This is a genomic window from Kribbella sp. NPDC023855 (assembly GCF_040639475.1).
GTDB lineage: Bacteria > Actinomycetota > Actinomycetes > Propionibacteriales > Kribbellaceae > Kribbella.
Genome location: NZ_JBFAAA010000011.1, coordinates 226,346 through 252,068, shown reverse-complemented (window position 1 = coordinate 252,068; position 25,723 = coordinate 226,346). Strand labels below are relative to the sequence as shown.

Annotated in this window: 27 protein-coding genes and 1 tRNA gene; 11 read left to right on the top strand and 17 right to left on the bottom strand. The window is 67.8% G+C overall.

All coding sequences use genetic code 11. The features are described 5' to 3' along the window. Positions 1 to 110 precede the first annotated feature (110 nt). Positions 111 to 183, bottom strand: a tRNA-Lys gene (locus AB0F51_RS31485). A 245-nt stretch (positions 184 to 428) separates the two neighbouring features. Here AB0F51_RS31485 and AB0F51_RS31480 point away from each other — a divergent pair. The 4 genes from AB0F51_RS31480 to AB0F51_RS31465 all read left to right on the top strand — a co-directional run bounded on the left by AB0F51_RS31480 (position 429) and on the right by AB0F51_RS31465 (position 3,189). Then, entirely contained in the window at positions 429 to 851 is a 423-nt protein-coding gene (locus AB0F51_RS31480; RefSeq protein WP_360285696.1) for a DoxX family protein, read from the top strand. A gap of 50 nt (positions 852 to 901) precedes the next feature. Beyond that, on the top strand, positions 902 to 1,411 hold the full coding sequence (locus AB0F51_RS31475; RefSeq protein WP_360285695.1) for a sigma-70 family RNA polymerase sigma factor: 510 nt from the start codon (positions 902 to 904) through the stop codon (positions 1,409 to 1,411). Then, positions 1,408 to 2,070: a zf-HC2 domain-containing protein gene (locus AB0F51_RS31470; protein WP_360285694.1), complete on the top strand. Its 663-nt coding sequence runs from the start codon at positions 1,408 to 1,410 to the stop codon at positions 2,068 to 2,070. Before AB0F51_RS31475 ends, AB0F51_RS31470 begins: the two co-directional genes overlap by 4 nt. Positions 2,071 to 2,538: 468 nt before the next feature. Next, on the top strand, positions 2,539 to 3,189 hold the full coding sequence (locus tag AB0F51_RS31465) for a GAF and ANTAR domain-containing protein (RefSeq protein WP_360285693.1): 651 nt from the start codon (positions 2,539 to 2,541) through the stop codon (positions 3,187 to 3,189). A gap of 193 nt (positions 3,190 to 3,382) precedes the next feature. Here AB0F51_RS31465 and AB0F51_RS31460 read toward each other — a convergent pair whose 3' ends face one another. Beyond that, the gene (locus tag AB0F51_RS31460; RefSeq protein ID WP_360285691.1) at positions 3,383 to 3,622 is read right to left on the bottom strand and encodes a hypothetical protein; all 240 of its coding nucleotides are present in this window, start codon (positions 3,620 to 3,622) and stop codon (positions 3,383 to 3,385) included. Positions 3,623 to 3,677: 55 nt separating this feature from the next. Continuing rightward, entirely contained in the window at positions 3,678 to 4,385 is a 708-nt protein-coding gene (locus AB0F51_RS31455; RefSeq protein ID WP_360285689.1) for a winged helix-turn-helix domain-containing protein, read from the bottom strand. A 65-nt stretch (positions 4,386 to 4,450) separates the two neighbouring features. Here AB0F51_RS31455 and AB0F51_RS31450 point away from each other — a divergent pair, with 65 nt between their 5' ends. Further along, positions 4,451 to 5,098 (top strand): flavin reductase family protein, encoded by a 648-nt coding sequence (locus AB0F51_RS31450; RefSeq protein WP_360285687.1) that lies wholly within the window; start codon positions 4,451 to 4,453, stop codon positions 5,096 to 5,098. Here AB0F51_RS31450 and AB0F51_RS31445 read toward each other — a convergent pair. After that, positions 5,046 to 5,849, bottom strand: a complete 804-nt coding sequence (locus AB0F51_RS31445; protein WP_360285686.1) for an arylamine N-acetyltransferase — start codon at positions 5,847 to 5,849, stop codon at positions 5,046 to 5,048. The genes AB0F51_RS31450 and AB0F51_RS31445 overlap by 53 nt on opposite strands. A 33-nt stretch (positions 5,850 to 5,882) precedes the next feature. Further along, positions 5,883 to 6,758 (bottom strand): LysR family transcriptional regulator, encoded by an 876-nt coding sequence (locus tag AB0F51_RS31440; RefSeq protein ID WP_360285684.1) that lies wholly within the window; start codon positions 6,756 to 6,758, stop codon positions 5,883 to 5,885. A gap of 104 nt (positions 6,759 to 6,862) precedes the next feature. Between AB0F51_RS31440 and AB0F51_RS31435 the strand changes: the two genes are divergently transcribed. Next, on the top strand, positions 6,863 to 7,252 hold the full coding sequence (locus AB0F51_RS31435) for a RidA family protein (RefSeq protein ID WP_360285682.1): 390 nt from the start codon (positions 6,863 to 6,865) through the stop codon (positions 7,250 to 7,252). Position 7,253: 1 nt separating this feature from the next. On the opposite strand, the gene AB0F51_RS31430 is transcribed toward AB0F51_RS31435, so the two are convergent. Together AB0F51_RS31430 and AB0F51_RS31425 are read right to left on the bottom strand one after the other, a co-directional pair. Continuing rightward, on the bottom strand, positions 7,254 to 8,126 hold the full coding sequence (locus AB0F51_RS31430; protein WP_360285681.1) for a serine hydrolase: 873 nt from the start codon (positions 8,124 to 8,126) through the stop codon (positions 7,254 to 7,256). Then, entirely contained in the window at positions 8,123 to 9,004 is an 882-nt protein-coding gene (locus AB0F51_RS31425) for a LysR family transcriptional regulator (protein ID WP_360285679.1), read from the bottom strand. The genes AB0F51_RS31430 and AB0F51_RS31425 overlap by 4 nt, the downstream gene beginning before the upstream one ends. A gap of 115 nt (positions 9,005 to 9,119) precedes the next feature. Between AB0F51_RS31425 and AB0F51_RS31420 the strand changes: the two genes are divergently transcribed. Continuing rightward, positions 9,120 to 10,040 (top strand): MBL fold metallo-hydrolase, encoded by a 921-nt coding sequence (locus AB0F51_RS31420; protein WP_360285677.1) that lies wholly within the window; start codon positions 9,120 to 9,122, stop codon positions 10,038 to 10,040. Here the strand turns inward: AB0F51_RS31420 and AB0F51_RS31415 are convergent. Next, the gene (locus tag AB0F51_RS31415) at positions 10,030 to 10,809 is read right to left on the bottom strand and encodes a GntR family transcriptional regulator (protein ID WP_360285675.1); all 780 of its coding nucleotides are present in this window, start codon (positions 10,807 to 10,809) and stop codon (positions 10,030 to 10,032) included. The genes AB0F51_RS31420 and AB0F51_RS31415 overlap by 11 nt on opposite strands. A gap of 93 nt (positions 10,810 to 10,902) precedes the next feature. On the opposite strand from AB0F51_RS31415, the gene AB0F51_RS31410 reads away from it, so the two are divergent. Further along, positions 10,903 to 11,985 carry a putative sulfate exporter family transporter gene (locus tag AB0F51_RS31410; RefSeq protein ID WP_360285674.1) on the top strand — a complete coding sequence of 361 codons (1,083 nt, stop codon included), beginning with the start codon at positions 10,903 to 10,905 and terminating at the stop codon, positions 11,983 to 11,985. Position 11,986: 1 nt separating this feature from the next. Here AB0F51_RS31410 and AB0F51_RS31405 read toward each other — a convergent pair whose 3' ends face one another. Both AB0F51_RS31405 and AB0F51_RS31400 read right to left on the bottom strand, forming a co-directional pair. Further along, entirely contained in the window at positions 11,987 to 13,798 is a 1,812-nt protein-coding gene (locus tag AB0F51_RS31405; RefSeq protein ID WP_360285673.1) for a sugar-binding domain-containing protein, read from the bottom strand. 91 nt (positions 13,799 to 13,889) lie between these two features. Further along, a complete protein-coding gene (locus AB0F51_RS31400; RefSeq protein ID WP_360285672.1) occupies positions 13,890 to 14,759 on the bottom strand; it encodes an amidohydrolase family protein in 870 nt (289 codons plus the stop codon). Between the two features lie 168 nt (positions 14,760 to 14,927). Here AB0F51_RS31400 and AB0F51_RS31395 point away from each other — a divergent pair, with 168 nt between their 5' ends. After that, positions 14,928 to 15,209, top strand: coding sequence for an ArsR family transcriptional regulator (locus AB0F51_RS31395; RefSeq protein WP_360285670.1), 282 nt, complete (start codon positions 14,928 to 14,930; stop codon positions 15,207 to 15,209). 3 nt (positions 15,210 to 15,212) lie between these two features. Here the strand turns inward: AB0F51_RS31395 and AB0F51_RS31390 are convergent, their stop codons facing one another. The 5 genes from AB0F51_RS31390 to AB0F51_RS31370 all read right to left on the bottom strand — a co-directional run bounded on the left by AB0F51_RS31390 (position 15,213) and on the right by AB0F51_RS31370 (position 22,129). Further along, on the bottom strand, positions 15,213 to 16,934 hold the full coding sequence (locus AB0F51_RS31390; protein WP_360285668.1) for a transglycosylase domain-containing protein: 1,722 nt from the start codon (positions 16,932 to 16,934) through the stop codon (positions 15,213 to 15,215). Between the two features lie 971 nt (positions 16,935 to 17,905). Continuing rightward, the gene (locus AB0F51_RS31385; RefSeq protein WP_360285667.1) at positions 17,906 to 19,141 is read right to left on the bottom strand and encodes a hypothetical protein; all 1,236 of its coding nucleotides are present in this window, start codon (positions 19,139 to 19,141) and stop codon (positions 17,906 to 17,908) included. 18 nt (positions 19,142 to 19,159) lie between these two features. Beyond that, positions 19,160 to 19,906, bottom strand: a complete 747-nt coding sequence (locus AB0F51_RS31380; protein ID WP_360285665.1) for an alpha/beta hydrolase-fold protein — start codon at positions 19,904 to 19,906, stop codon at positions 19,160 to 19,162. 44 nt (positions 19,907 to 19,950) lie between these two features. Next, on the bottom strand, positions 19,951 to 21,081 hold the full coding sequence (locus AB0F51_RS31375; protein ID WP_360285664.1) for an MFS transporter: 1,131 nt from the start codon (positions 21,079 to 21,081) through the stop codon (positions 19,951 to 19,953). 10 nt (positions 21,082 to 21,091) lie between these two features. Beyond that, on the bottom strand, positions 21,092 to 22,129 hold the full coding sequence (locus tag AB0F51_RS31370; protein ID WP_360285663.1) for an alpha/beta hydrolase-fold protein: 1,038 nt from the start codon (positions 22,127 to 22,129) through the stop codon (positions 21,092 to 21,094). Positions 22,130 to 22,162: 33 nt separating this feature from the next. On the opposite strand from AB0F51_RS31370, the gene AB0F51_RS31365 reads away from it, so the two are divergent. Beyond that, positions 22,163 to 22,504, top strand: coding sequence for an MmcQ/YjbR family DNA-binding protein (locus tag AB0F51_RS31365; RefSeq protein ID WP_360285662.1), 342 nt, complete (start codon positions 22,163 to 22,165; stop codon positions 22,502 to 22,504). Positions 22,505 to 22,760: 256 nt separating this feature from the next. On the opposite strand, the gene AB0F51_RS31360 is transcribed toward AB0F51_RS31365, so the two are convergent. Beyond that, positions 22,761 to 23,495 carry a response regulator transcription factor gene (locus tag AB0F51_RS31360; protein ID WP_360285724.1) on the bottom strand — a complete coding sequence of 245 codons (735 nt, stop codon included), beginning with the start codon at positions 23,493 to 23,495 and terminating at the stop codon, positions 22,761 to 22,763. Then, positions 23,492 to 24,832, bottom strand: coding sequence for a histidine kinase (locus AB0F51_RS31355; RefSeq protein WP_360285660.1), 1,341 nt, complete (start codon positions 24,830 to 24,832; stop codon positions 23,492 to 23,494). Before AB0F51_RS31355 ends, AB0F51_RS31360 begins: the two co-directional genes overlap by 4 nt. Positions 24,833 to 25,008: 176 nt before the next feature. Here AB0F51_RS31355 and AB0F51_RS31350 point away from each other — a divergent pair, with 176 nt between their 5' ends. Next, complete coding sequence (locus AB0F51_RS31350; RefSeq protein WP_360285659.1) at positions 25,009 to 25,719, top strand: M15 family metallopeptidase; 711 nt, start codon at positions 25,009 to 25,011, stop codon at positions 25,717 to 25,719. Positions 25,720 to 25,723 lie beyond the last annotated feature (4 nt).

The following is a 25,723-nucleotide window of genomic DNA, read 5'->3' as shown; positions in this document are numbered from 1 at the left end:
GCGACTTGTGTCACGAACGATGTCACGGGGCCAAATTCCGTGGCAGCTGGAGCCACCAAGCAAAGTGGCCTCTGACCTGTTTCCGCAGGTCAGAGGCCACTTTCACACTGTAGGCCCCGTCGGACTCGAACCGACAACCCGCGGATTAAAAGTCCGCTGCTCTGCCAATTGAGCTAGAGGCCCTGGGTGTGCTGGGGACAGTCTGTCAGGTTCGGGGGGCGGATCGCGAATGGGTTGGGGTAGACCAGCGCGTCTGGTGGTTTCGGAGGGTGATGAAGAGGTCGCAATCGGTTGAACCGGATGGGGTGGTGGGTCGTTCTCTCGGTGAGGGCATCGGCTCCACGAGGTACGCCGGCTTCGGGGACTACCCCGTAGCGGCGCCTCGAAGGCCGGTGCGTGAACCCGTCCGTTCACCTGAGGAGTAAGTGATGAGTGTGTTGGAGCGCTGGCAGGGTCAGGTACTGGCCGTATTCCGGATTGTTGTGGGGTTCTTGTTCGCGACCCATGGGGCTGCGGCGTTGTTCGGGGTGCTGGGGAGCAAGCAGGTGGAGGCGCTGCTCTGGCCGGGGTGGTGGGCGGCGGCGATCCAGTTCGTCGGTGGGGCGCTGGTGATGGTCGGGTTCGGGACCCGGTACGCCGCTCTGCTGTGCTCGGGATCGATGGCCTACGCCTATTTCACTGTGCACCAGGCCGACGCGCTGCTGCCGGTGCAGAACGGTGGGGAGAAGGCGGCGTTGTTCTGTTTCGCGTTCCTGCTGATCGCGTTCCTCGGCTCCGGCACCTGGGCTCTGGAGCAGTTGCGGGAGTCCAAGCAGCAGGAGGCGCGGCAGCTGGCAGCTGCGACTGAGTGACCTCGGGGAAGCCGGACGCTGAGCAGCCTGACGACTGGACAGGAGCGCCGATGGCCGACGATCGTGCGGCGCTGCTGCGGGAGTTGCACGATGTGCACGCGCCCTCGTTGTGGCGGTTCGTCGTCCGGCTGACCGGCGACGACCGGTTCGCCGAGGATGTCGTTCAGGAGACCTTGTTGCGGGCGTGGCGACTGCCGCAGATCCTGACCGAGGACGAGGCGGGCGCCCGGGCCTGGTTGTTCACGGTGGCGCGCAATCTGGTCATCGACGACCGGCGCAGTGCCCGGGTCACGCGCGAGGTGGCCAGTGACGACCTGCCGGAAAGACCCAGCGCCGACCACGCGAACGCAGTACTGGATGCGTGGTTGGTGTCGGATTCGCTGGCTCAGTTGTCGGATGACCATCGACAGGTGATCGTGCGCGCGTACTACGGCCGCCGCACGGTGACCGATATCGCCGAGGAGCTGGACATCCCGGCCGGCACGGTCAAGTCCCGGCTGCACTACGGGATGCGGGCGCTGAAGCTGGCGCTGCAGGAGAGGGGGGTGACGAAGGAATGAGTGACCCGTACCGGGAGTGGGACGCCGCGTACCTGCTCGGGGTCCTGTCACCGCGGGACCGGCGCGCCTATGAGGAGCACCTGCGCACCTGCCCGGACTGTTCGGCGGAGGTGGCGTCGTTGGCCGGCGTACCCGGGACTCTGGCGATGTTGCCGGAGGACCGGGCGCTGGCGACGATCACTGCTGCTCCGCCGAACGTGTTGCCGGGGCTGGTGCGCAGTGTGCAACGCGACCGGCGGCGCAAGAGCTACCGGCTGGCTGCGGTGGTGGCGAGCGTCGCCGCCACCGCAGCGGTGTCCGGGATCGTCATCCAGGGGACGCTCACCCACAACAAGGCCCCCCACGACACGGTGGTGCTCGCGCAGACGGTGGCGACCAAGTTGACGGCCGACGCCCGGCTGGTGGACGAGCCGTGGGGGACGACCATCGAGATCAGTTGCCGGTACGAGAAGCTGGCGACACCGAGTGAGCGGGCCCGCGGCTACGAACTCTATGTCACCGACGACACGGGCAAGGCGACGCTGCTGGCGAGCTGGACGGCGGCGCCCGGTACGACGGTGAAACCGGCCACGACGACCAAGTTGCGCCGCCACCAGATCAAGGGGCTGGACATCCGCGGCGCCGAGTCCGGCCGGGTCTTGCTTGCCGTCAGCTTCTGAACGGTTGCCGTCGGCCAGCGTCACTGATTGACCACGGTGCGAAAGGGCACCTGAGTGCTAAGGAGTGAGCGGTCGCTCGAGAGGCCGGTCACTTCAGGTCCCGGCGTTCAGCCACGTGCGCCGGGGCCGTCCCCTGTCCACAGCCGGTACGCCGAACCGCCCGGAGCGCCGCCACTCACCAACCTGCTCGGCACCACCACCGGCGTCCCCACCCACGCCTGAGCAGGACTGGCCGGGCCAGGTTTGTGCGTGGCGGCGATCCGCGAAACTCGCCGGTCGTATCAGCCGTCCCAGCCGGGAAGCCGGGCGGCGGCGCGGTAAAGTTCCTCCCGGTTGGGAAGTCAGCCGCTGGCGCAGCATGCGCCGTGATGACGTGTACCGACCCCGAGGATGCTTTCCGGTGACAACTCCCGTGCCCCCCTCGGCGGCCCACGAGTGAAGGACGAGCTGGCCCAGGAGCTGGCTTGGATGGCGCAGGATCTGCACCAACAGCCCGACGTCGTGCAGACCGCCGAGCGGTTCCTGGATTACGTGAGCACCGCCATCGGCGCCCGCCACGCGAGTGTGGTGCTGATGCAACGCGGCGGCCGTCTCGAACCGGTCGCGGCCACCGGCGAGCTGGTCGAAGAGGCCGAGCGGTCCCAACTCGAGGTGGGCGAAGGCCCGACGCATGCCACGGTCAACGACCAGCTCAGCGTCCTGAGCCAGGACGCCACCAAGGACCCGCGCTGGCCGGCCTGGGCCGCCCGGGTCGCGGCGATCGGCCTGCGCGGCATCCTCAGCGTCCGCCTCCGGACGCCCGCCACCACTGTCGGTGCGCTCACCCTGTACTCCGAAACGCCGGGCCGGTTCACCCGGACGGACGAGACCGTCGCTCAGCTGTACGCCGACCACGCCGCCGTGGCGGTCACGAACGCGCGCAGCGAATCGACCCTGTGGCAGGCGATCGAGGCGCGCAAACAGATCGGTCAGGCGCAGGGAATCCTGATGGAGCGATTCAGCCTGACCGGCCCGCAGGCCTTCTCCGTTCTGCGCCGCTACTCCCAGGACCACAACGTCAAGTTGCGTGACGTGGCCCGCCGGCTGATCGCCACCAGGAATCTTCCGGAAAACCTGTAACGCCGACCGGGTGACGAGCGATACACCGTGTGTAACGCCACTGAGGATCCCGTCCCAGGTCAACCGCCCGAAGGGCCTGGGGCGGGGTTCTCGCCTGTCGCTCGAGGCGCCCCGACGTCGTTACAACGAAAGGCCCCCGGATGCTCCCGGGGGCCTTCGTACGTCCTGCTCCTCCTCTGGGTACTACGACGTCCTACGACGCTCGCTCAGTCGGCCGGTCCGGCTCCGGCAGCGCGATCCGGTCCGCCGGCAGGCGTTCCGTCCGCTCGATACCGTCGTCGGCCTCGTACTGCACCACGCCGATCCATCCCGTGTCCTCGTGCTCGCGGCCGATCAGCCAGCCGCGCCGCCACTGGCCGTCCGCGAGGACGACCACATGGCTGGGTAACGAGAGACGGGACACCAGCTCGGTGTCGGGCTCGAACTCAGTCATGGCCGAAGGCTAGGCGGTTTCACCGACAATTGCCCGTCGGGGGCGTGTTCTCGTCTCACGATCTGGAGAGCAGTTCACTAACCACATCTCCAGGCAGGCCGAAGGATTCCACCGAACCGGTCACCTTGAGCGCCCGGCCGCCAGGAATCCGCGTCACCCACCGCTGCCGCACAGCATGTGCACACAAAGCGGCTCCGACGGCACCGGCGAGGTGCGGACGCCGTTCTGTCACATCAAGACAGGACCGTACTGCGGGCCGCCCGCGACGCGGCTCGACGACAACTCCCAACTCAGCAAGCCATTTGCTTCCCGCGGTGGTGAGCGTGACTCCCTCCGACCAGTCGAGCAGCCCGCGCTCGGTCATCGAATCGGCCAGCGCGACACCGAGCCGCCCGGCGAAATGGTCGTAGCACGTGCGTGCACGGGCGAAAGCGTCGCGTTTGGACGCGGCCGACAGGCTGGTCGCGACCTGGGTCGGGCGAGGAGTCAACGCCGCAAGGCCCTCCAGCAACTCGGCGGTCTCCGGCCCGGCGAGTTCGACGTACCGGTGGCGTCCTTGCCTTACTTCGCTGAGCAGTCCGCCGTCGACCAAGAGGTTGAGGTGCTCGCTGATGGTGGGGCGCGAAACCCCGGCCAGCTTGGCGAGTTCGGTCGCGGTCCAGGCGCGCCGGTCGAGCAGCGCGAGGCAGACCGTGGCCCTGGTCGAGTCAGCCAGCAACTTCGCCCAGGCAGCCAGCTCCTGCCCTTCCGTCGACGTGTTCACCCCTCCATCCTGCCTCGCCCACACTTCGGCGCCCACCTAACCGACCCGCTCCTAGCGTCGGCGCCATGACGCATCTCACCATCGAGCCGTCCATCCTGTACTTCGGTACGCCGGTCGAGCTGGTCAGTACGGTGAACGACGACGGCACCTCCAACCTCGCCCCGATGTCATCGGCCTGGGCCCTCGGCGACGTCGTGGTCCTCGGTTTCGGCGCAGCCGGCCAGACCGCGTACAACCTGCAAAGGCGGCCGGAGTTGGTGATCAACTTTCCCTCGCCCGAACTGTGGCCGGAGGTGGAACGCATCGCCGGGCTGACCGGACGCGACCCCGTTCCGGACCACAAACGCGAGAGGTTCCGCTACGAGCCGGCCAAGTTCGAGGCGGCCGGGCTGACGCCGGTGGCGTCGGAACTGGTCGCACCGCCACGGGTGGCCGAGTGTCCGTTGCAGTTAGAGGCCGTTGCCGTCGACACCCGATTGGATGCTGCGGGCAACTTCTTTGTCGTTGAGGCACGGGTACTCGGAGTCCACGCCGACTCGCGGATCGTCGTACCGGGGACCTCGTACGTCGATCCGCGGAAGTGGTCGCCGTTGATCTACAACTTCCGGCACTACTTCGGTCTCGGGGCGCAGCTCGGTGAGAGCTTCCGGACCGAGACGCCTACTGCTGCTGCCCAACCACCAGTCGCAGCCGGTCTGCTTCCTCCGGGCTGAGGACGACGTCGAGGTCCTTCAGGACCGTCTCCAGCTCGTCGATCGCAACTGTGCGCTCGGTCGTGCGCCCGTCGGCGTACTCGACGGTGAGTTGGTTGCCGACGAGGCGGCGGCTGATGCCCTGGTCCAGCCGCATCACCACGAGCTTGCTGCTGAACGGCGAGTTCGGGTGGGTCGAAACGTAGTGGTGGTAGACCTCGTAGTCGATCAGCCGCTGCGGCTCGTTGTCGGAGGCATGCATCGGGACCCAGCCCTCGGGTGTGCGCTTCGAGAGCGTCCACGTGTCGCCTTCGACGGTCAGCTTGTGTTCCCAGCCGGCCTGATCGACCACCGCGCCGTCTTTCAGTGGCATCGGGTTCAGCATGCCCGCACCGAAGCCGACGTCAGCCAGGAACTCCTGCCCGTCGACGCGGACGAGCAGCAGCATGTGCGTACGCGGCCCCGACTTGTGCGGCTGGACCCGGGCCACCCGGCGCTCCACCTCGAAGCCGAGTTCCTCGAGGACGGCAGCGAACAACAGCGCGTGCTCGTAGCAGTACCCGCCTCGCTGCCTGCCGACGAGCTTCGTCTGGATGGCGTCGAACGCGAGTCCCGGATGGGTGCCCAGGATCACGTCCACGTTCTCGAACGGGATCGCCCGGACGTGCGCGGCATGCAGGCTGTGCAAGGTTTCGACGGAGGCGCCGGTGCGTGGATGATCGATCCGTCGCAGGTAGGCGTCGAGGTCAAGGGATTCGGTCTGCCAGGTCATGGGAAAATCCCAGCAGTTCTAGTGAACTTGAAGTCAAGCGACCCGGCGCAGAGCCTCGATGAAGCCGGTGACGGCGCCACAGGGTTCGTCTCCGGAACGGGTCGCGACGTACACGGTCCGCATCGGTGGATCGGCCAGCTCCCGTACCACGAGGTCGCCGCGCAAGGCCGGGACGACGAGTCCGGGCACCAGCGTGACGCCGTACCCGGCGGCGACGAACGCCTGCTTGCCGAGCCATGATCCGCACACCATGTCGATCCGAGGCGCGAACCCGGCCTTGGCGCACAAGCTGGTCAGTACTGCGGCCGCACCCGCGTAGTCCTCGACCCAGCTGTCCTTCGCGAGCTCGGCAAGCTCGATCACCGGGTTGCCGGCCAGTCGGTGGTCGGCCGGCAGCGCGACCTGGAGCGGGTCGTCGAGCAGGTGCAACACCTCGAGCCCGTCGGCGGCCGGCAGGCCGGGCGGATAGTCGGTGATCACCGCGAGATCGATCGTGCCGTCGGTCAACTGAGGGATCAGGCGCGGGGTGACGTCCTCGGCGAAGGTCACCCGAGCATCGGGCCGCTCGAGATTGAAAACTGTCAGCGCAGAGGGCAACAGCCTCGCACTGGCCGTCGGTACCGCGCCCACGCGGAGCGGACCCGGCCAGCTCTCGGCCGACTCGACATCGGCGATCGCCCGATCGACCTGGGCGAGAATGCCGATCGCGTGAGTGAGCAGAACCTCACCGGCCGCGGTCGGTTCGACACCTCGCGCATGCCGGCGCAGGAGCGGCCGCCCGAGCTGCGTCTCCAGTCCGGCGAGCTGCCGTGACACGGCCGACTGGGTGTAGCCGAGGTACTCCGCGGCGGCGCTGATCGAGCCCAGCCGGCAGACCTCCCGGAAGGCTCTGAGCGGGGTCAGTTCCATGTCGGCAAGATATACCCGCCGCGCATGGCCGCCGTGCGAAGTATGCGCTGGTGCGATGGTCGGCGCACCGGTCAGGATGGGGGCACCACCACGAGGAGGAAGTCTTGAGTCAGCTCACCCACCTGAACCCCGAAGGCGTTGCTCCGGGCAACGGGTACAGCCATGTCGTGACTGGGCCGGGCCGCTGGGTCGCGATCGCCGGGCAGGTCGCGTTCGATGCCGATGGCAACCTTGTGGGCGAGGGTGATCCTGCCGCCCAGGCGCAGCAGGTCTTCGCCAATCTCGACCGCTGCCTGGCCGCGGCCGGCGCGACCTTCGCCAACGTGGTGAAACTCAACTTCTACGTGACCGACGTCGCCTACCTGCCCGCGGTCCGGGTCGCGAGGGACGCGCACATCGACACGGCGAACCCACCGGCCAGTACTGCGGTCCAGGTCGTCGCGCTGTTCCGCCCCGGCATCCTGATCGAGGTCGAGGCCTACGCAGTCGTCTAAGTCACCGCAGCTGGTCGACGGCGAGGCGAGCCGCCTCGCCGATCGCCGCATCGACGCGGGGCAACCGGAAGTCGCCACGAGCAGCATGGGTGAAGACGGCAACGGCGTACGCGTCGCCGCCGGGCATCACGACCACCCCGACCTCGTGCCGCAATGCCCCGAAGGTCCCAGTCTTCCCCGCGACCCGCACTCCGTCGTACGGGAAGCCGGAAGCGAGGCGTTGCGAGAAGACCTGCTGCTGCATGACTCTCTGGACGAATGCCGTCTGCTCTGCCGAGAGCAGCCGTCCGGACCACAGGCCGGCCAGCAACGTGGTCATGTCTCTGGCAGAGCTCGCAGACATCCCAGCAGCGTCGTAGGCATCCGCTGGGTCGGTCTGGTCGTTGTCAGCCAGTACTGCGAACGCCGCGTCCACATCACTCGCACCGGTACGCCGTCTCAGCTCGCTGAGGTTGCCCGCCGCCCCACGGCGTACGAACGTGTGCTGCAGGTCGAACGACCGCAGTAGCTGGGCAAGCCGGTCCACCCCGACCTGGTTGAGCAGTGCGTCCGCGGCGGCGTTGTCGGAGACAGTCATCATCATGACGGCCAGATCGCGGAGCGACATCGACACCGGGTCCTGCAGGATCGACAGGCCGGTCGGGCCGGCGATGCGGTCCTCTGGAAGCAGGGTGACCTGCTGTCGGGGGTCGAGTTCCTGCGCGTCGACCAGGTGGCAGTAGGCCGCTAGCAGCGGAAGCTTGTAGACAGACGCGATCGGTACGACGACGTCCGGGTCCAGGTCGACTGTCTGGTCCGGGTGGTCCAGTGAGACCGCGTGGAGCCAGCCACGGGCTCCGGCGTCGTCGAAGGTCGCACGGATGCGCGCAGTCATGGCGACACCAGCGCTTGGGCCAGCTGTGACATGACCTCGGGCGGGAGCGCGTTCGGCGTACGGGACTGAGGCCAGACGAGTCGGAGGCGTACTGGAAGAGGGTCGTCGACCAGGCGATGTCTGCCGAGTCCAGCTGCTTGGAGGGAGTCGTCAGGAGTGACGACGATCGCTTGGCCGGCAGCGGCCATGGCCAGGCCCGCCCTGTCGTCGGTGACGACCACTGTGCCGCCGCTGGGCCGATGGAGGCCGAGAGTGTCGAGGAAAAGGTCCCTGGCCGCAGGGGCCTCTGCCCGCGGCCGTACTGCGATCGGCAGGCCGTCGAGCTTGCGGAGGGGGAGCGGCTCGCCGTCGTCCGGGTAGAGAGAGGTGGGCACCAGGGCCCAGCTCCTGAGCAGGGTGACCGGTCCTGCCTGGAGACCGTCGAGGACGGCTGGGTGGAGTACCACCGCCATCGCTAGGCGGCCGGAAGAGACCTGGTTGACCAGAGAGCTGGTTGGCGCGGAGACCGCGGTGACACGGCTGCCGCGGACAGCCTCGCCGCAGGCGGCGGCTACTGCGGCGCCTACCGAAGCAGGCACCTCTGGAGTCAACCCGATGCGGATCTCCGTGCCGTCGGGGTCGCGGGCGACAGCGGCGTGGTGGAACTCCTCGATGGCGCTCAGGGCGCGACGGGCGTACGGGAGCAGGGCAACGCCGGCCGGGGTGAGTTCAACCCGCCCGAGACCGCGCTCGAACAGCTTGGCGCCGACCATCGCCTCCAGCCGCCGAAGCCCTTGCGAGAGCGGCGGCTGGGTGATCCCGACGACCCGCGCTGCGTCCCCGAAGTGCTGCTCGTCGGCCAGCGCCACGAAAATCTGCAGGTATCGCTCAGTCAGCATGACCCGCCTGACCTGCGTCGATATCACCAAAGGATCGACTCATGACCAAGAGCCTATTCGACATGGACAACCGTCCTCACCTTGACTGGCGGCCCGTAACGAGTGAGGAGACGGCGTGACTTTGAGTCGAAGAGGAGTACTGGCCGGTGCCACGGCTGCCGCAGTGGGCGCCACGGGCGTGGTTGGCTGGCGCAGTTCGGCGAGTGCCGCGGACACGGCTTCGCGCGAGCCGGTGAAGTTCACCTGGTGGGGCAACCACCGCTGGGAGATCAGGTGCGGCCAGTACGTCGTACTAACTGATCCGTGGCTGACCAGGTTCAAGACCGGGACCTTCAAGCCGGCAGGTGCCGATCCGGCGACGCGTGTGGTGAGCAAGCCGGAGGTGATCGATCGGTACGTGAGCCATGCGGACGCGGTACTCGTGCACCACGGGCACTACGACCACATCCCCGACGTGCCCTACATCGCCCGCAAGACCGGCGCCACTGTGCTGGGGAACGAGTCGCACCTCAACCTGCTGCGCGCCATGCGCGCACCGGGTGAGCAGCTGTCCCAGGTGAGTGGTGGCGAGTACCTGCCGTTCAAGGGGTTCACTGTCGAGGTCTTCCGCTCGCTGCACTCGTGTGGTGGCGAGCGGCACCAGTTCGCCTTCCCGGGCACGCGGCCGGGGGCTGTGCCGGCCAGGCCGCGGACGATCGCGGACCTGGTCGAGGGCGGCACGCTCGCCTACGTCATCACTATCGGCGGCCTGCGCATCCTCAGCCTCAGTACTGCGGGCTACGACCCGGTCTCCTTGCGGGACCTGCAGGTCGACGTGGTGCTCGCTGCACCCGGTGGTGAGCCGGGCGTCACCGACCGCCTGCTTCAGACGATCAAGCCGGTGAAGACCGTGATCGCCACCCACTGGGACGACTTCGACGAGCCGCTGGACAAGCCAGCGGTCGACTGGGGCGGTCTGAACAAACTGCGGGCCTCTGTCGAGGCAGCGGGCTCAGCCTTCATCAAGATCGACCACCTGGAGTCGGTCACGCTGTAAAGGCGCCACCGGCCGTCGCAGGGGTCAGGCGGTAGCCGTCATGAGCAGAGAACTCCGCAGCCAAGGCAAACCGATCACCCCGTACTACGGTGTGCCGCCACTCGATCTTGCGGCCTTGGGCGTTCCCCAGCCGGTTGATCGAGAAGGCGGCGGCATCGGCCGGGCAGTGCAGTAGTGCCCGCTCGGCCGGAGTCGGGTTGACCGCACGGATGTCTTCGCGGCCGTGGTCGAGCCGGAGCCCAGTGCGCTCGGCCAGCTCGTTGTAGAGGCTGGTGTGACTGAAGTCGGCGTCCAGTAGCCCTTGTGCCAGCGACGCAGGCAGCCAGACGCGGTCCAGCGCCAGCGGCTCGTCACCTGCGAAGCGGACTCGCTCCAGGTACACCAGCGGGATCGAAGCCTCCAGGTCCAGCCTGGTGGCGATCACGCCGTCCGCCCGGACATCCAGAGCCCGTACGACGCTGTGCTGGGGGAGACCGGACGCCTCTACTGAGGAGAAGAGGCTGTAGAGCGCCCCCATCGGCTGCCGGATCTCTGGGGTCGTCGCGACCCGCGGCTGGCGACCGCGTTCGGCGACGATCAGTCCGTCGGCCCGGAGCTTGCCGAGCGCCTGGCGAACGGTGTGCCGGCTCACCTGGTACTCGTCGACCAACGCGAGCTCGCCGGGGAACAGGTCGTCGAACTCGCCGGCCCGCAACCGGCGTACCAGCTCCTGCTGCAGCTGTTTCCACAGCGGCTGCCCGCCGCTGCGATCCAGCTTGCGCTCGCTCATCCGGACCTCTCTCGTCGATACCGTCTTGCTAAATGTCCGGTCATCTCTTAACTTAAATGTACGCACATTTCAGTCGGGAGGGGCCGGGCAGTGGTGCACGTCGAGGTTAGGTCACCCGCCGGTACCGCGACGCGACCTGTGGCTCCCCACTTCATCGAGCGTGTTCCGGGTCTGCTCGTGGTGCTCGCGCTGGCCGCCGCCGCGGTGCCGCTCGGGCGGTTGGTGCCGGTGATCGGCGGCCCGGTGTTCGGGATCGTGCTCGGCGTTCTGGCCGGCGTACTCGTCCCGGCACTGCGCGGCGGTTGGTCGCGCCCGGGGTACGACTTTGCCTCGAAGACGTTGCTGCAGCTGTCGATCGTCGTACTGGGGACTGGGTTGTCTCTGCAGCAAGTGCTTCGGGTTGGTGGTGACTCGTTGCCCGTGATGCTCGGGACGCTGGTGGTCGCGCTCGGAGGGGCCTGGTTGTTCGGGCGGCTGCTTGGTGTGCGAGGCGACACTCAGACGCTCATCGGCGTCGGTACTGCGATCTGTGGCGCGTCGGCGATCGCGGCCGCAACTGCTGCGATCGGCGCGAAGCGTTCATCGGTTGCTTATGCGCTGGCGACCATCTTCACCTTCAATGTCGTTGCGGTACTCGCCTTCCCGCCCCTCGGCCACCTGCTCGGCCTCGACGCCGAAGCCTTCGGCCTGTGGGCCGGTACTGCGATCAACGACACCTCATCAGTTGTTGCCGCCGGCTACACCTACAGCCAGCAAGCCGGCGACCAGGCCTTGGTCGTCAAACTGACCCGCTCCCTCATGCTCATCCCCATCGTCCTCGGCCTAGTCATCCTCAAGTCCCGCCGAGAGGCGCGAGCTCACGCGGCCAGCGCTACCCCAGAGCGCGCTGCTTCCGCCCCCAATATGCCGTGGCGGCGGATGGTTCCGCTCTTCTTGGTGGGGTTCGTTGTGGCTGCTGGATTGCGGAGTGCGGGTGTTGTGCCGGAGGCATGGCAGGAGACTCTGTCTCTGGTGGGAACGTTCCTGATCACCTCGGCCTTGGTCGCCATCGGCCTGTCGATGCGCCCGAGCGAGCTGCGCAAAGCCGGTTGGCGACCGCTGGCACTAGGGGCACTCTTGTGGGTGTCGGTCGCCCTCAGCAGTCTCGGGCTGCAACTGGCGACCGGCACCCTCTGAGCTACTTCTCGTACGCCGCCGCACGGGTCTGGACGGCGCGGATCCGCGCCACGTCGAGCTTCGTACTGCGGTCGAACCGGTAGATCCCGTTCTCTTCCTGGAACACGTCGGTGAGTTGCGTGTAGCAGTAGCCGAACATCAGCGGATCGTCGAGCAGCACGTCGACCAGCCCGGCGAAACGGTCGTAGAACTCCGCCTCGTCCTTCACCCGCTGGCCATAACCCCACGACTCGCGGTTGTCGTTGCCGGAAGCCTGCGACGCCTCGGGGTTCCACCAGATCCCGCCGAACTCGCTGCAGAAGTACGGCTGCCCGTTGTAGTCCTGCGAGATCGGCCGGTCGTCGGACCCGCCGGTGTTCCCGTACGGCGTACCGTCGGCGAGGCCGGTCATCTGCTTGCCGAACTCGACCGGGTCCTGCTCGTAGTTGTGCGAGTCCCAGATGTCCGTCTCCGGCACGCGATGGGAGTAGCCCGAAGCGTCCAGTACCGGCCGAGTCGTGTCGGCCGCCTTCGTCGCCAGGAACATCGCCCGCGTCACGTCGTCGAGTTGAGTGATCCGGTCGTGCAGCAGTTGATGTGTCTCGTTGAGCGGGCACCAGCCGATGATCGATGGGTGGTTGTAGTCGCGGTCGACGGCCTCCAGCCACTGCGTCACGAACGAAGCGGTCGGCTGCTGGTTGTTGTCACGGGTGCCGTCGGCAACGGATGCGCCCCAGTCGCCGAATTCACCCCAGACCAGGTAGCCGAGACGATCCGCGTGGTACAGGAACCGCTCCTCGAACACCTTCTGGTGCAGGCGCGCACCGTTGAACCCGGCGGCCAGGCTCAGCTCGATGTCCGCGACCAGGGCCTCCTCGGACGGCGCTGTCATCAGGCTCTCGGGCCAGTAGCCCTGGTCGAGCACGAGCCGCTGGAAGACGTGCTTGCCGTTGATCAGCACCGCTTGGCCGTTGATCGACACGGAACGCAGGCCGGCATAGCTGTCGGCCGTGTCCACGATGTTGCCGTCGGCATCGATCAGCTGCAGCGTGACGCCGTACAGGTGAGGATCGCCGGTGTCCCAGAGCCGGACGCGATCGGCCGGTACGGCGAGGACGAGTCGCGGCGCGAGGTCGAGATCGGCGCGGACCTCGGCCGAGCTGACCTCGCCGGCGTCGTCGGACAGTACGGCGCGGACCTTCCAGCCCGGCTTGTTGGCCGAGACCGGCACGGTGAGGTGGAAGCAGGAGCCGGCGACGTCCGGGGTGATCCGCGGCCGGTTCAGGTGGACCGACGGGACAGCCTCCAGCCAGACGGTCTGCCAGATCCCGGTGGTGCGGGTGTAGTGGCAGTCGGCGTTGAAGTACGGCTGTGACTGCTTGCCACGCGCCTGTACGCCGTACCGGCTGTCTCGCGCGCGGACCACGATCGTCGCTTCCTCGCCCGGTGCGGCGACGCCGTTGAGCGAGGCGCTGAACGGGGTGAAGCCGCCGCGATGCCGGACCACCTCGACGCCGTTGACCCAGACGGTGGCGTCGTGGTCGACGGCCTGGAAGTGCAGCACGGCGTCGTTGCCCGCCCAGTCGGCAGGGATCGTCACCGTTGTCCGGTACCAGACGGCCTCGAGGAAGTCGACGTTCTCGATCCCGGACAGTTGGCTCTCCGGAGCGAACGGCACGGTGATCCGCTGCAGCAGGTCGCGGTCGCGGACGCCGCGCTCCAGCCCGGAGTCGGACCGGTCGAGCTCGAACTGCCACTCACCGTTGAGGTTGAGCCAGTCAGGGCGGGTGAATTGCGGCCGGGGATGCTCGGGGCGGGGCTGAGGGCTGGGCATCGAGAAGGCTCCCAAGAGCAGAAGGGATGCGGGCGGCCCTGACTTTACAACGATGGAATAGGCGCGGCAACGGAGTGTCCACGGACCTGGACTAGACGCCGAGGAGGCGGGCCCCGTTGTGCCAGCAGACTGCTTTGAGCCAGGCGTCGCCGAGGTCGAGGCGCTCGAGGGCTTCGAGTTGGACGGCGTACTGGTACGGGATGTTGGGGAAGTCGGAGCCGAGGACGATGCGGTCCTGGAGTGCGGCGTACCGGGGGAGCAGGTCGCGGGGGAACGGCGCGAGGGCCTCGGTGAAGGGGGTGCAGGCCATCGTGGTGTCCAGGTGGACGTTGGGGTAGGTCTCGGCGAGTTCGAGGTGCTCGGCGTACTCGGGCATACCGAGGTGGGCAATGACCGCGGTGAGGCGCGGGTGCTTGCGGAGGACCTCGCCCATCGGGCCGGGGCCGGTGTGGCGACCGGGGATCGGTCCTGATCCGCAGTGCACGACCACCGGTACGCCGGCCTCGGCTAGTTGCCCCCAGACCGCGTCGAGTTCGTCGTCGCGCGGATCGTAGTCGCCCACTTGGACGTGCACCTTGAAGATCCGCGTGCCCAGCTCCAGAGCTTCCTTCACGTACTGCGCTACGCCGGGCTCGGGGTAGAAGGTCCCGCTCGGGACGCAGCCGGGCGTGTTCGCCGCGAACTCCCGGGCCCAGGTGTTGAGGCCGGCGGCCATGTCCGGCTTGTGCGGATAGACGAGCGCGGGAAACCGGCGTACGCCGAGGGCCTCGAGCGTCTTCAGTCGCTCGGCCACCGGCGTGCGGTAGGTGATCGGCCAGGCCGTGCCGTAGTGCTTCCCGGCCTGGTCGAAGTAGCCCCAGACGGCATCCATCACCCGATCCGGCAGGAAGTGCACATGCACGTCCACCAGCCCGTCGAGCCCCAGTCGCTGCCACCACCCAGGCACCTCGTCATCACGCACCTCGCTACTTTACGTCCGGTGGTACTTGCAATAGCTACGTAACTACGTACTATCCACAATGTGGAGAAGGCTGTGGATAACCGGCTCGCAGAGCTGGAAAGGCGCATCACAGCGCTCGAATCCGCCGCGTTGTCCACAGGTCCTGCGGCCGCTGATGTGGAGCGGGCCATGGAGGCGCTTCAGGAACGGGATGATTGGGCGGGGCTTGCCGGTGGGTTGGCGGCGCTGGGTAATCCGGTGCGGTTGACGTTGTTGCGGGAGATCGTGCGGGGGCGGGCGACCGTCAGTGCGTTGAGTGAGGTCGACGGGCTCGGGACGAGTGGGCAGATCTACCACCACCTGCGCCAGTTGACGGCCGAAGGCTGGCTCCACTCGCCGGCCCGCGGCGTCTTCGCCGTCCCACCCGCACGCGTGGTCGCCCTACTCGCAATCTTGGAAGCTTTGAAGTGACGCTCAGCGGGCAGCTCTCGTGAGGGGCAGGTGCGCGTACGCCGACCAGGTCGCGGCCGGCCACCCGTCGCCCAGGAACCTCTTGCCATCGCCATAAGGCGCCAGATTCGACTCGCCCACCTTGCCGGCCCGGTAGAGCACAGCAGTCGACAGCTCAGGCGTGTAGCCAACCCACCAGCTAGCCAGTGTGTCCGGCGCGCCCCGGTACTTCTTGCACCGGCACTTCCTGTTGAATTTCCGTTTCTCGATGCTCAACGCAGTCGCGCTCGCGCCCTTGCCGCCCATCAGAACGTTGTCGATCCCCCGCGCTGCCTCGCCCATCAGCGCCTGGACCGGCCGCAGCTCGCCAGCTGACCAGAGCACCTTGCCGTGCGAGTCGCGCACCTCCTTGATCACATGCGGCCGCACCCACCGGCCGTCGGCGATGAAGGTCGCATAGGCCCCGGCGAGGTCGAGTGGTGAGGCCAACGGATCCGGCCCGAGGCCCGGTGCCGCGCGATCCGCCTTGGGAATGCGCGGGATCCCGGCCGCTTCGGCTGCCTTCGTGATGAGTTCGCCCTGATGCGCATCGACCAGATCGAAGTACTGGCGGTCGAGGCTCTTGCCGGTCGTTCCATCGGCCAGCGCGAAAGGACGCAGTAGGGTGCCCGGCGGTGCCTTGGTCGTGGCCCAGTTCTGCTGGCTCTTCAGATAGTCGCGCCCACCGACCAATGCGACCACCTCGCCAGTGCCCGGCCGGATGGACGCCAAGGCGACGTGCACGTCCGAGCCGCCCGGCGGATATCCCGCCGCCGCAGCCTCGACCGCCTGTTGCTGAAGGCCACGATCGAACGTGGTGATCACCCGCAATCCACCCCCGGTCAACCGATCCCCGTCGAACCCGTACTGCGCCAGCTCGCGACGCGCCAGATCGAGCAGGTACCCAGTCGGACCGGCGTACCGGTTGCCCTTGGGTCGTTTCTTCAACACAGGAAGGGATTTCCGGTACTGCGCTTCCTCCCCGGCCGTGATCGTGGACAACTCGGTCATGCCGGCGAGCACATAGCGGTAGCGGGCGAGCGTCCGGCCCGCGGCAGCCGGGTTGTCGGAGTCGAACCAGGTCGGGTTGTTCAGCACCGTCGCCAGGTACGCCGCCTGCGGCACGGTCAGGTCCTTCGGATGGTCGACCCCGAAGTACACCTGGCCGGCCGCCCGGACGCCGTACGCGCCTTCCCCGAAGTAGATCGTGTTGAGGTAGTTCTCCAGGATCGTCTTCTTGTCCTGGGTCCGGCTCACCTTGGTCGCGATGAACAACTCGTCGAGTTTGCGCGACATCGTGCGCTCCTGGGTCAGGTACATCACCTTCACGTACTGCTGGGTGATGGTCGAACCACCCTGCAACTGCTTGCCTCGGGCAATCGCCAGCGCGGCCCGCGCCATCCCGGGCAAGGAGATCCCCGGGTTGGTCCAGAAGCTGCGGTCCTCGGCGGCGATCACCGCGTCCTGCACATGCTTGGGCACCTCCCGCAGCAGCACCGACTTGCGGTTCTGCTCGTAGAACGAGCCCAGCTGATGCTTGCCGTCGGCATACGTCACCACCGTCGCGTTAGCCCGGAACTCCTCGTTCAGCTGGGGAATCTCGGTGCGCTGATAGCCGATGAAGAACGCGGCCACCACCGTGATCAGCAGGACGAAGAAGAACGCGAGCAACCAGCCGAGCAGCCGAAACAGCAGGCGGCGCACCATGAACCTCCGGGGGAGCGGATGTCTCTACCCCTGGTGACGCGGTGGTGCCCCGATCAGGAACACATCAGTGCCCGATCTCGTCCCGAAGGACGACCAGCTCGTCCGGAAGGACGAGCTGCCAACTGCAGAGCCCACGCCTGCGCCTCGCTCGCTCCTGCGTCGCTCACACGGCGCTAGCTCCCACCCACCCCCGGGGCGCTCCTGCGTCGCGCGAGGGCGAGAGGAGGCACCCGCCCCCGGGTGAGGCTGAGCCTCTCGCCGGCTGCCAACGCAGAGCCCACGCCTGCGCCACGCTCGCTCCTGCGTCGCTCACACGGCGCTAGCTCCCACCCGCCCCCGGGGGCGCTCCTGCGTCGCGCGGAAGCGAGAGTAGGCACCCGCCCCGGGTGACGCTGAGCCTCTCGCCGGCTGACAGCGCCGGCTGTGCTCGACTCCACCAACCTGGGGAGCTCTTTGCGTCACCGGGAGGCATGTATCGCGCTCAGGTGTTGTGGTCAGCCGTCTGGGACGAGTCCGGCGGCGATCGCAACTGCTGTGGCGCGGTTGGGGTGTCCCGACGGACAGGAGGTAGTCCGCACGAAGCACCGGTTGCACGCTCAAGGTGCAAGCGTGTGTGCGGGAATCGGGGACTACCTCCTGTCCGTCGGCACACCCAAACCGAATCCAGTGAGAAACAACCGCGCCCCACGTTGTCCGGCCGGCCAGATGCTCGACGGGTGCCTACTCCCGCTTCGCGCGACGAAGGAGCGCCCCGGGGGCGGGTGGGAGCTAGCGCGGCGTGAGCGACGCAGGAGCGAAACGTGGCGCAGGCGTGGGATCTGCAGGATGGCGACAGGCGCGCCCTCACCAAGACGGGTGCCTACTTCCGCTTCGCGCGACGCAGGAGCGCCCCCAGGGGTGGGTGGGAGCTAGCGCCGTGTGAGCGACGCAGGAGCGAGCGTGGCGCAGGCGTGGGATCTGTGATGGGTGGGCTATTTGGACTGGTCGGTCACCCACAGGCTGGTCAGGCCGCGGAAGTGGTCGAGGAACTTCTCCTGTTCGTGCGCCGGATAGGTGGCCGCGACCGTCTCCCGCAGGATTCGGTCGAAGTCTTCGCCGGAGACCCAGTCGACCAGTTGCTCGTCGAAGTGGGCCAGGTTTTCCGCGCACCACTCGTGGTACTTCGCCGTCTCGAAGTACTCGTCGGCCAGTGCGAGATAGCCGTCGAGCTTGGCGTCGTAGTCGAGCGAGTCGTCGTCCGCGATCGCGAAGTACCGCTCGGTGTGCAGGTCGACCTTGGTCCGCCGGCCGGTCGCCAGGGAGTACACCGACCACTTCACCAGTGCGCTGATCGCCCACGGGAAGTAGTAGTGCAGCGAGGTGATCGCGACGTCCGGGCAGGCGTTCGCGTAGTCGATCGGGTGCACCGAGTCGCCGGCCACCAGCATCTCGCAGGAGTTGAACTCCCAGCCGAAGAAGGCGTTCACGATCCGGCTGATCGCGACCGCCTGGTGGCCGGCCGACGGGCTGAGGAAGTCGTGCGAGACGGCGTACCGGTTGTGCATCGGCTCGTCGGGGCGGAAGTCCATCACCATCGTCTCGGGGCCGATCGACAACGCCCGGGCGAACTTCTCGTACTCGACCGTGGCCTGCAGGTGCATCAGCATCTCGCCGGACTGGTCGTAGGCGGCGTGCAGGTCCTCGCGGTTGTTGATCCGCGACACCCCGCGCCAGCCGCCGCCGTCGAACGGCTTCATGTACATCGGGTAGCCGAGGTCGTCGGCGATCGCGTCCAGGTCGAACGGCTTGTTGTACTTCGCCGCCGTGTAGGCCCAGCGCACGTTGTCGACCGGGTTCTTGTACGGCACCAGGACGGTCCGCGGGATCTTCAGGCCGAGCCGCAGCATCGCGCAGTACGCGCTGTGCTTCTCCATCGACTGGAAGGTGAACGGCGAGTTGAGCAGGTAGGTGCCGTTCATCAGCGCGGCCTTCTTCAGCCACTCGCGCGGGTGGTAGTACCAGTAGGCGAGCCGGTCGATGACCAGGCCGACCCGGACCGGGTCGTTCAGGTCGAACGGCTCGATCGTCAGCCGTTCGGTGCCGAACTCGTGGGTGCGATCGCCGGCCTTGACCGGCCCGACCCGCCGCAACAGCGCCTCGAACGCCTGCGGCCAGTCTTCTTCGGCGCCGAGCAACAACCCGATCAAGTGCTGAGAGCGGTCAGCCATCTTCAACTCCTAAGTGGGTCAGCAGAATCGGGGCAGGTGGTGGGCGAGTTGTTTCTGCCACCAGGGCCAGTCGTGGGCGACGTCGTGACCCCAGAGGTCGAACTCGTGCGGAATGCCTTTGGCAGCCAGTACTGCGGCCGTGGCGTGCGCCGAAGGAAGGGAGCCGGTGGGATGCGTCTCCCAGTCGCCCTGGCCGACGGTGAGCACCAGGAAGACCCGGCTGCGCAACCACTCGAGGTGCTCGCCTTCGAGGTTGGGCAGGTAGTCGGCCGGGTTGTTGAAGTACGTCGCGTCGCCGCGCTCGCCCCACGCGTGCCAGCTGGACGCGTCGTAGTTGCCGGACTGGCAGATCGCGATCGGGAACAGATCCGCGCGCTTCATCGCGAAGTTGAACGCGTGGAAGGCGCCGAGGCTGCAGCCGGTGGTGATGATGTCCGAGGCGCCCGGGGTGTCCCTGCCGATCGCCGGGACGACCTGGTTGAGGATCCATGACTCGTAGCGCCCATGCCGGCGAGCGCGCTCCTCCAGCTGGATACTCCGGTCCGACCAGCTCAGGTGGTCGTAGGAGTCGACGCAGTACAGCTTGACCCGGCCCGCCTCGATCAGGTCGGCGACGGCTCCGACCATGCCGTTGTTCTCGTAGTCCCAGGCGCGGCCCTGCTCACTGGGGAACACCAGCACAGGCCGGCCGTAGTGGCCGTAGCGGATCAGTGTGCCGGGCCGGTCCAGCCCGGGGGCCTCCAGTTCGACTTGCTCTCGCTCCATGCAGCCTCACCCCTGTCCGGTTCTCTCGCCACCCTGCCATGTCTTTACGTTGTTTGCCTCGCTCCAGCGCGTCCCGCCACCGGACCGAGCACTGCCACGACTACAGCCAGTACTGCGACGCAGCCCAATGCCGTGGGCAACGACCAGATGCTGGAGAAGGCGCCGACCGCGGCCGGGCCGAGCAGAAAGCCCAGGTAGGCAATCGTGGTGACCGTGGAGATGGCACCGGCTCGCCGCTCGGGTCCTGCCCAGGCCCCGGTCATGCTGATGAGCGTCGGCGCGCAGACCGACGTACCCAGACCGGCGATCGCTATGCCGCCGAGTGCGAGCCAGGGGTTGCCCGCTACAGCCGCCAGTGCGCTGCCGGCCGCTGTGACGCTGCCGCCGACGACTAGGAGCTGCGCCGGCTTGACCAGGCGCAGGAGAGCGTTGCCGCTGATCCGGCCAGTGGCCGCGGCGGCTGCGAAGACGGCTGGTGCGCTCGAGGCGAGTGCCGGAGCAGCACCGAGCGTCGTGTCGAGGTGTACTGCGCTCCAGCTCTGCCAGGCGTTCTCGACGACGTAGGCGAGAGCGCACAGGCCGCCGAACACGAGCAGGGCGGGCTCGAGTCTGCGTTTGCCCTTCTCCTTGGCCACTGGCCGGATGTGACCGCCTGAGCCGGGTGCCAGGAGAACTGCGGCTATCAGGACGATCACTACGAAGACTCCGCCCAGTACCGGCAGTGCGCCGGCCCCGGCGGCGCGGAGGGCCGCAGTACCGAGGCTGGCTGCGACTACTGAGAGGGAGAAGAGTCCGTGGGCCAGGTTCATCAGTGGCTTGCCTGTGTCGGCCTCGGCGGTCGTACCCGTGGCGTTGAGGGCTACGTCCGTCGCACCTGAGGTAGCGCCGAGCAGGAAGAGAGCACCGCCTAGTGCGACGGCTGAACCGGCTAGTGCCGGCAGCACCCCGCAGGTGGCGAACAGCACCACGGCTACGGGCAGCACGATGCCGCCGTACCGGTCGATCAGGTAGCCGGTGAAGCGCATCGAGAAGAGCGCGCCGAGCCCGACCATCAGCAACGCCCCGCCGAGCTGCGCGTCACTGACCCCGGTCTCGGCCTTCACCGCGGGCAGGATCGCGCCCCACGCACCCCAGAACAGACCGAACGCGGAAAATCCAGCGAGTGTTTTCAGCACCCGCTTGAGCCTAACGCCAGACGCGGCGCAGCAGCTCGGTCAGGCAGGGGTCGAGGACGTCTCGCCAGGCGGTGAAGTTGTGCATGTCCGGACTCTCGTCGAACGCGACCGGCAGGCCGAGGTGGCTCAGGTGGGCCGCCATCACCCGGTTGTTGTGCACGTTCTCCTCCGGCGTCCCGGCGGTCATCGACACGAACGGTTTGCTGGGCGGTTCGGTGGCGGTGAGCACCGAATTCACGAAGGCGGTGACCTCCGCGTAGTACTCGAACTTCGCCTCCTGCGGATCGGTGTCGAGCGTGAAGAACGACCCCGACTGCAGGAACAGCCCGGCGAAGCTGCCCGGATGCTTCCACTCGGCGTGAAGCGCGGCGAGCGCCCCGAGGCTCGCACCCATCAGCACCGGCCGCTTGCTCCGGTACGCCGAGGTGATCGTCTGCAGCACGTCTTGCGTCAGGGCCCGCGCGTACTGCGGGTTGGCGGCGTACCAGAGGTTGCGGGAGCCCGGGCGGATCAACGCGAGCCGCAGCGGGGGCAGCGTGCCATCCGCGACCATGGCGCCGACGTAGTGGGTCAGCCCGGCGTACGCCGCGAACTCGGGCCCGTCGTGGGCCAGCAGCAACGGCAACTCGTAGCCGGGCGCGATCCCGTCCGGCGCCCAGACCTGGACGTCGACGGGGCCCACCGGGGTCGGGTCGACCGGCAACGGGGTCAGGCTCGACGCGATCGGCTCGACCGCGATCCAGGCGGGTTCGACGTACCCGGGAAGTGGTAGCCAGGAGTGCTCACCGAAGGCGCCACCGACGATCCGCGGGTTGGTCGGGTCGGTCCGCATCCCGGAGCCGGCGATGTCGAACAGGTACTCCATCCGGTGCACGGAAGGCCGCGGCAGCCGCAGCTCCCACCCGTTCTCGACCGGCTTGAACTCCAGTTGCTCAGCCGCGAGCCCGAGCTCCTCCCACAGCCGTACCCCGGTGAACGCATGCTCAGGATCGCTGAGGCGGAACACCACCTCAGCGCCTTCGACCGCGCTCACCATTGCTTCAGGCATCCGACCACGGTACAGAGTGGGTAGAGTCGGAGCGTGGTCGACCTTGCGGATATCCGGGCGGTGACTGAGGGCTTACCGCGCAGTTATGAGGTGGTGGTCCGGGACCGGATCAAGTTCCGGGTCGGGCAGATCGTCTATCTCGCGATGTCGCGGGACGAGAAGCAGATGGGCATCGGCTTCCCGAAGGAGGAGCGGGCGGCCGCGCTGGCGGCGTACCCGGAGAAGTTCCTGCCGCCGAGCAAGGCCGACGAGCGCTATCGCTGGATCGAGGTGAACCTGGCCGCGATCGACGAGACCGAGCTGCGCGAGCTGATCCTCGACGCCTGGGCCATGTGTGTCCCCAAGAAAGTCGCCGCCGAGTACTTCGGTCAGTAGCCGGACAGGGGCCGAGGGCAACAAATTCGGCCGGTTGTCATCCCTGGGGATGATTCCGGCTCCGTCCGGGGGCGACTTGTGTCGCGGCAGAACCGTTCCCCGGGAGGATGGGCGGACGGGTTTCCCCAGGCACGCTTGAAAGCATGACCGGGGACTTCTTGCCGCGACGCCGTCAGGCGTCGCTTCGTGTTCAGCTGCTGACCGTCGTTCTGCTTGTCGCCGCCGGGGTCGCCGGCTGGTACCTGCTGACCTGAGGTCAGCTCTCCCAGCGGACCTCAGCCTCGCCGGGCCGTACTACGCCCGCCTCGTAGGCGACGACGACCGCCTGGACGCGGCTGGACAGGCCGAGTTTGGACAGCACGCTGCTGACGTGGGTCTTCACCGTGGTCTCGCTGACGAAGAGCTTCGTGGCCAGGTCGCGGTTGGACAGGCCGCGCGCCATCCAGACCAGGATCTCCCGCTCGCGCTCACTCAGTTGCGCGAGCGGTCCGGTCCAGCGCCCGGCGGAAGGTGCCGGCTCGGCCGGTCCGCTGCCGACCTGTCGCTCCAGCTCGACGCACCGCTCTAGCAGCACCCGTGTCGAGGCCGGATCGACCAGCGAGTCACCCCGGTGCACGGCCCGCACCGCCGCCACCAGCAGATCAGGGTCGGTGTCCTTCAGCAGGAAGCCCGACGCACCCGCCCGCACGGCGCTCAGCACGTACGCCTCGTCGTCGAAGGTGGTCAGCACCAGTACTGCGGGCCGCCCGCGACCGGACTCCTTGGCGGCCTTGGTGATCCGTTCGGTCGCCTCCAGCCCGTCCATCACCGGCATCCGGATGTCCATCAGCACGACGTCCGGGTCGTACTGCGTGATCATCCGCAGCGCCTCCTCACCGTCGCCGGCCTGCGCAACCGTGGTCAGGTCGGGCTCGTGGTCGAGGATCATTGCCAGCCCCATCCGGATCACGCCCTGGTCGTCGGCCACCAGGATCTTGATCTGCTCCGTCACCTCTGCGGCGGCAACCATGCCTGCACTCTCCATCCACCCAGTGGTCCGGCGGCGACGGTCAGTGTGCCGCCGCTCGCGTGTGCGCGTTCACGCATTCCGATCAGTCCGTTGCCGCGGCCGCTCTCCTGCCGCTTGGCGGTTTCCAGCACGTTCACCGGTGGCGGCCCACCGCTGCCGTTGTCGTCGATGGTGAGCAGCTCACCCCGCGGTCCACTCTGCCAGCTCACCTGAGCCGCAGTGGCCTTCGCATGCACCATCACGTTGGTCAGCGCCTCCTGGATGATCCGTACTGCGGTCAGGTCCGTGGCGGAGGTGAGCTGCCGGCTGCGGGTCGGCAACTGCATGGTGACGTCGATCCCCACCGCCTTGAGCCGGTCGCCCATCCGCGCGACGGCGGCCAGGTCGGGCACCGGAGCCATCTCGAGGCCCGTACCGGGAGCCGCGTTGTTCAGCACCCGGACGGTCTCCCGCATCGCGGTGAGCGCTTCGCGGCCGCTCGCGGCGATCCAGCGGACCGCCTCCCTGAGCGCCTCGGGCTTCTGGTCGGCGACCCGGTCAGCCGCCTGGGCCCGGATCACCACCGCGCTCATGTGGTGCGAGACGACGTCGTGCAGGTCGCGGGCGATCCTGGTCCGCTCGGCGGCCGCCGCCCGCTCGGCCTCGATCGTCCGGAGCCGGACCAGCGCCGTGTTGCGCTGCTCCAGCACGAGCAGGTTCTTGCGCCGGCGCAACGCGTTGGCTCCGAGCAGGACCATGCCGCAGATCAGCGCTTCGGCGAAGACGAACAGCGAGAGGTCGATGTAGCCGTAGAGACTGGGGATGTCGCGCGGCAGGTTCGCGTACCGCTCGCCGTAGAAGACCTCGCGCGGGCTGTTGCTCAGCACGATCGCGACGACGGTCGGCAGACCGATCATCAGTCCGGCGAGGCTGCCCATGGTGAAGAACAGACAGGTGAACCGGCGTACTCCGCTCGCTGCCGCGAGGTAGCCGACCACCAGCAGCGGGACGAGGTGCAACTCCGACTGCAGGGCGGCGTCGCTGATCGCGGGAGCCCGGAAGATGTCGAGCCCGAGCTGCTCGGCCAGACCGGTCTCGGCCGAGGCGTACATCAGCGGGTAGAGCACCGAGACGAAGACCAGCGTCGTCCGTGGGATCAGCCGGACCAGCGCGATGGTCAGGACCAGGAACATCCCGGTGACCACGGAGACGCTCGGGTTCGCCGGCCGCAGCGCGCTGTTGTTGAGCAGCGCCAGCCCCCCGAACCAGCCGACGCCGATCAACGCGGCCAGCAGCAGATCCTGCTGTATGGCCGGCAGTCGCCGCCAAAACCACTTCACCTTGCAGAGCGTAGTCGCGCATGGCAATCTACGGCTTCCTGCGCCCGGACGGGTGGCCTCTCCAACTTTTGGATGAGTGCTGACGTCCGACCCCATACCCAGGTCCGACTATCGGCCGTCCGAGACGGTCCCTGGGACCGATGTGGCGAACCCGCCGAACCGAGAGGCTGTACCCCATGACCAACGACCTGCCGCCGCGTCGCACGTTCTCGGTGCGAGCGCGGTTGCTGTCCGTGACCGGTCTGGCCGTGGTCGCCTCCGTGCTGATCTGGCACAGCCAGATGGCCGACCTGCTGGCGTTCGACTCGGCCGCGGACAAGCAGCCCGTCGTCGCCGGCGGGCCTGGTGGTTCGCCGCCGCCACAGGTTCCACTCAAGAGCACCGGGGTGCGGAAGACTCCTTCCGAGACGCCGACGGTGTCGCCCAAGCCGAAACCGAAGAAGACGCCGACCAAGACCAGCAAGACCACGGGCACCGCCGGCAAGTCGCAGTACTCCGAGGAGAGCATCGAGGGGTTGTCCCCGAAGCTGCGGACCCGGCTGACGAAGGCGATGACCGCCGCGAAGGCGGCCGGCGTCCCGATCCGGATCAACTCCGGTCGCCGCAGCGCGGCCAAGCAGCGCCGGCTCTTCAACGAAGCCATCAAGCGGTACGGCTCCTACCAGGCGGCGATCCGCTGGGTGCTGCCGCCGGACAAGTCGGCGCACGTGCAGGGCAAGGCCGTCGACATCGCCCCGCAGGCCGCGATGGTCTGGCTGAACAAGTACGGCTACCGGTACGGGATCTGCCGGCCGTACGACAACGAGCCCTGGCACTTCGAGGCGCTCACCACGCCGGGCAAGAAGTGCCCACCCCGAAAGACCAGTTCAGCCGCCGAGCTCGGCTGACCAC

Excerpts from the sequence above, each read along its gene's own strand:
- AB0F51_RS31380 (WP_360285665.1), bottom strand. The coding sequence starts at position 19,906 with ATGGAGCGAGAGCAAGTCGAACTGGAGGCCCCCGGGCTGGACCGGCCC.
- AB0F51_RS31480 (WP_360285696.1), top strand. The coding sequence starts at position 429 with ATGAGTGTGTTGGAGCGCTGGCAGGGTCAGGTACTGGCCGTATTCCGG.
- AB0F51_RS31395 (WP_360285670.1), top strand. The coding sequence starts at position 14,928 with ATGGAGGCGCTTCAGGAACGGGATGATTGGGCGGGGCTTGCCGGTGGG.
- AB0F51_RS31385 (WP_360285667.1), bottom strand. The coding sequence starts at position 19,141 with ATGGCTGACCGCTCTCAGCACTTGATCGGGTTGTTGCTCGGCGCCGAA.
- AB0F51_RS31390 (WP_360285668.1), bottom strand. The coding sequence starts at position 16,934 with ATGGTGCGCCGCCTGCTGTTTCGGCTGCTCGGCTGGTTGCTCGCGTTC.
- AB0F51_RS31405 (WP_360285673.1), bottom strand. The coding sequence starts at position 13,798 with ATGCCCAGCCCTCAGCCCCGCCCCGAGCATCCCCGGCCGCAATTCACC.
- AB0F51_RS31470 (WP_360285694.1), top strand. The coding sequence starts at position 1,408 with ATGAGTGACCCGTACCGGGAGTGGGACGCCGCGTACCTGCTCGGGGTC.
- AB0F51_RS31425 (WP_360285679.1), bottom strand. The coding sequence starts at position 9,004 with ATGCTGACTGAGCGATACCTGCAGATTTTCGTGGCGCTGGCCGACGAG.
- AB0F51_RS31460 (WP_360285691.1), bottom strand. The coding sequence starts at position 3,622 with ATGACTGAGTTCGAGCCCGACACCGAGCTGGTGTCCCGTCTCTCGTTA.
- AB0F51_RS31450 (WP_360285687.1), top strand. The coding sequence starts at position 4,451 with ATGACGCATCTCACCATCGAGCCGTCCATCCTGTACTTCGGTACGCCG.
- AB0F51_RS31430 (WP_360285681.1), bottom strand. The coding sequence starts at position 8,126 with ATGACTGCGCGCATCCGTGCGACCTTCGACGACGCCGGAGCCCGTGGC.
- AB0F51_RS31475 (WP_360285695.1), top strand. The coding sequence starts at position 902 with ATGGCCGACGATCGTGCGGCGCTGCTGCGGGAGTTGCACGATGTGCAC.
- AB0F51_RS31415 (WP_360285675.1), bottom strand. The coding sequence starts at position 10,809 with ATGAGCGAGCGCAAGCTGGATCGCAGCGGCGGGCAGCCGCTGTGGAAA.
- AB0F51_RS31370 (WP_360285663.1), bottom strand. The coding sequence starts at position 22,129 with ATGCCTGAAGCAATGGTGAGCGCGGTCGAAGGCGCTGAGGTGGTGTTC.
- AB0F51_RS31440 (WP_360285684.1), bottom strand. The coding sequence starts at position 6,758 with ATGGAACTGACCCCGCTCAGAGCCTTCCGGGAGGTCTGCCGGCTGGGC.
- AB0F51_RS31350 (WP_360285659.1), top strand. The coding sequence starts at position 25,009 with ATGACCAACGACCTGCCGCCGCGTCGCACGTTCTCGGTGCGAGCGCGG.
- AB0F51_RS31465 (WP_360285693.1), top strand. The coding sequence starts at position 2,539 with ATGGCGCAGGATCTGCACCAACAGCCCGACGTCGTGCAGACCGCCGAG.
- AB0F51_RS31445 (WP_360285686.1), bottom strand. The coding sequence starts at position 5,849 with ATGACCTGGCAGACCGAATCCCTTGACCTCGACGCCTACCTGCGACGG.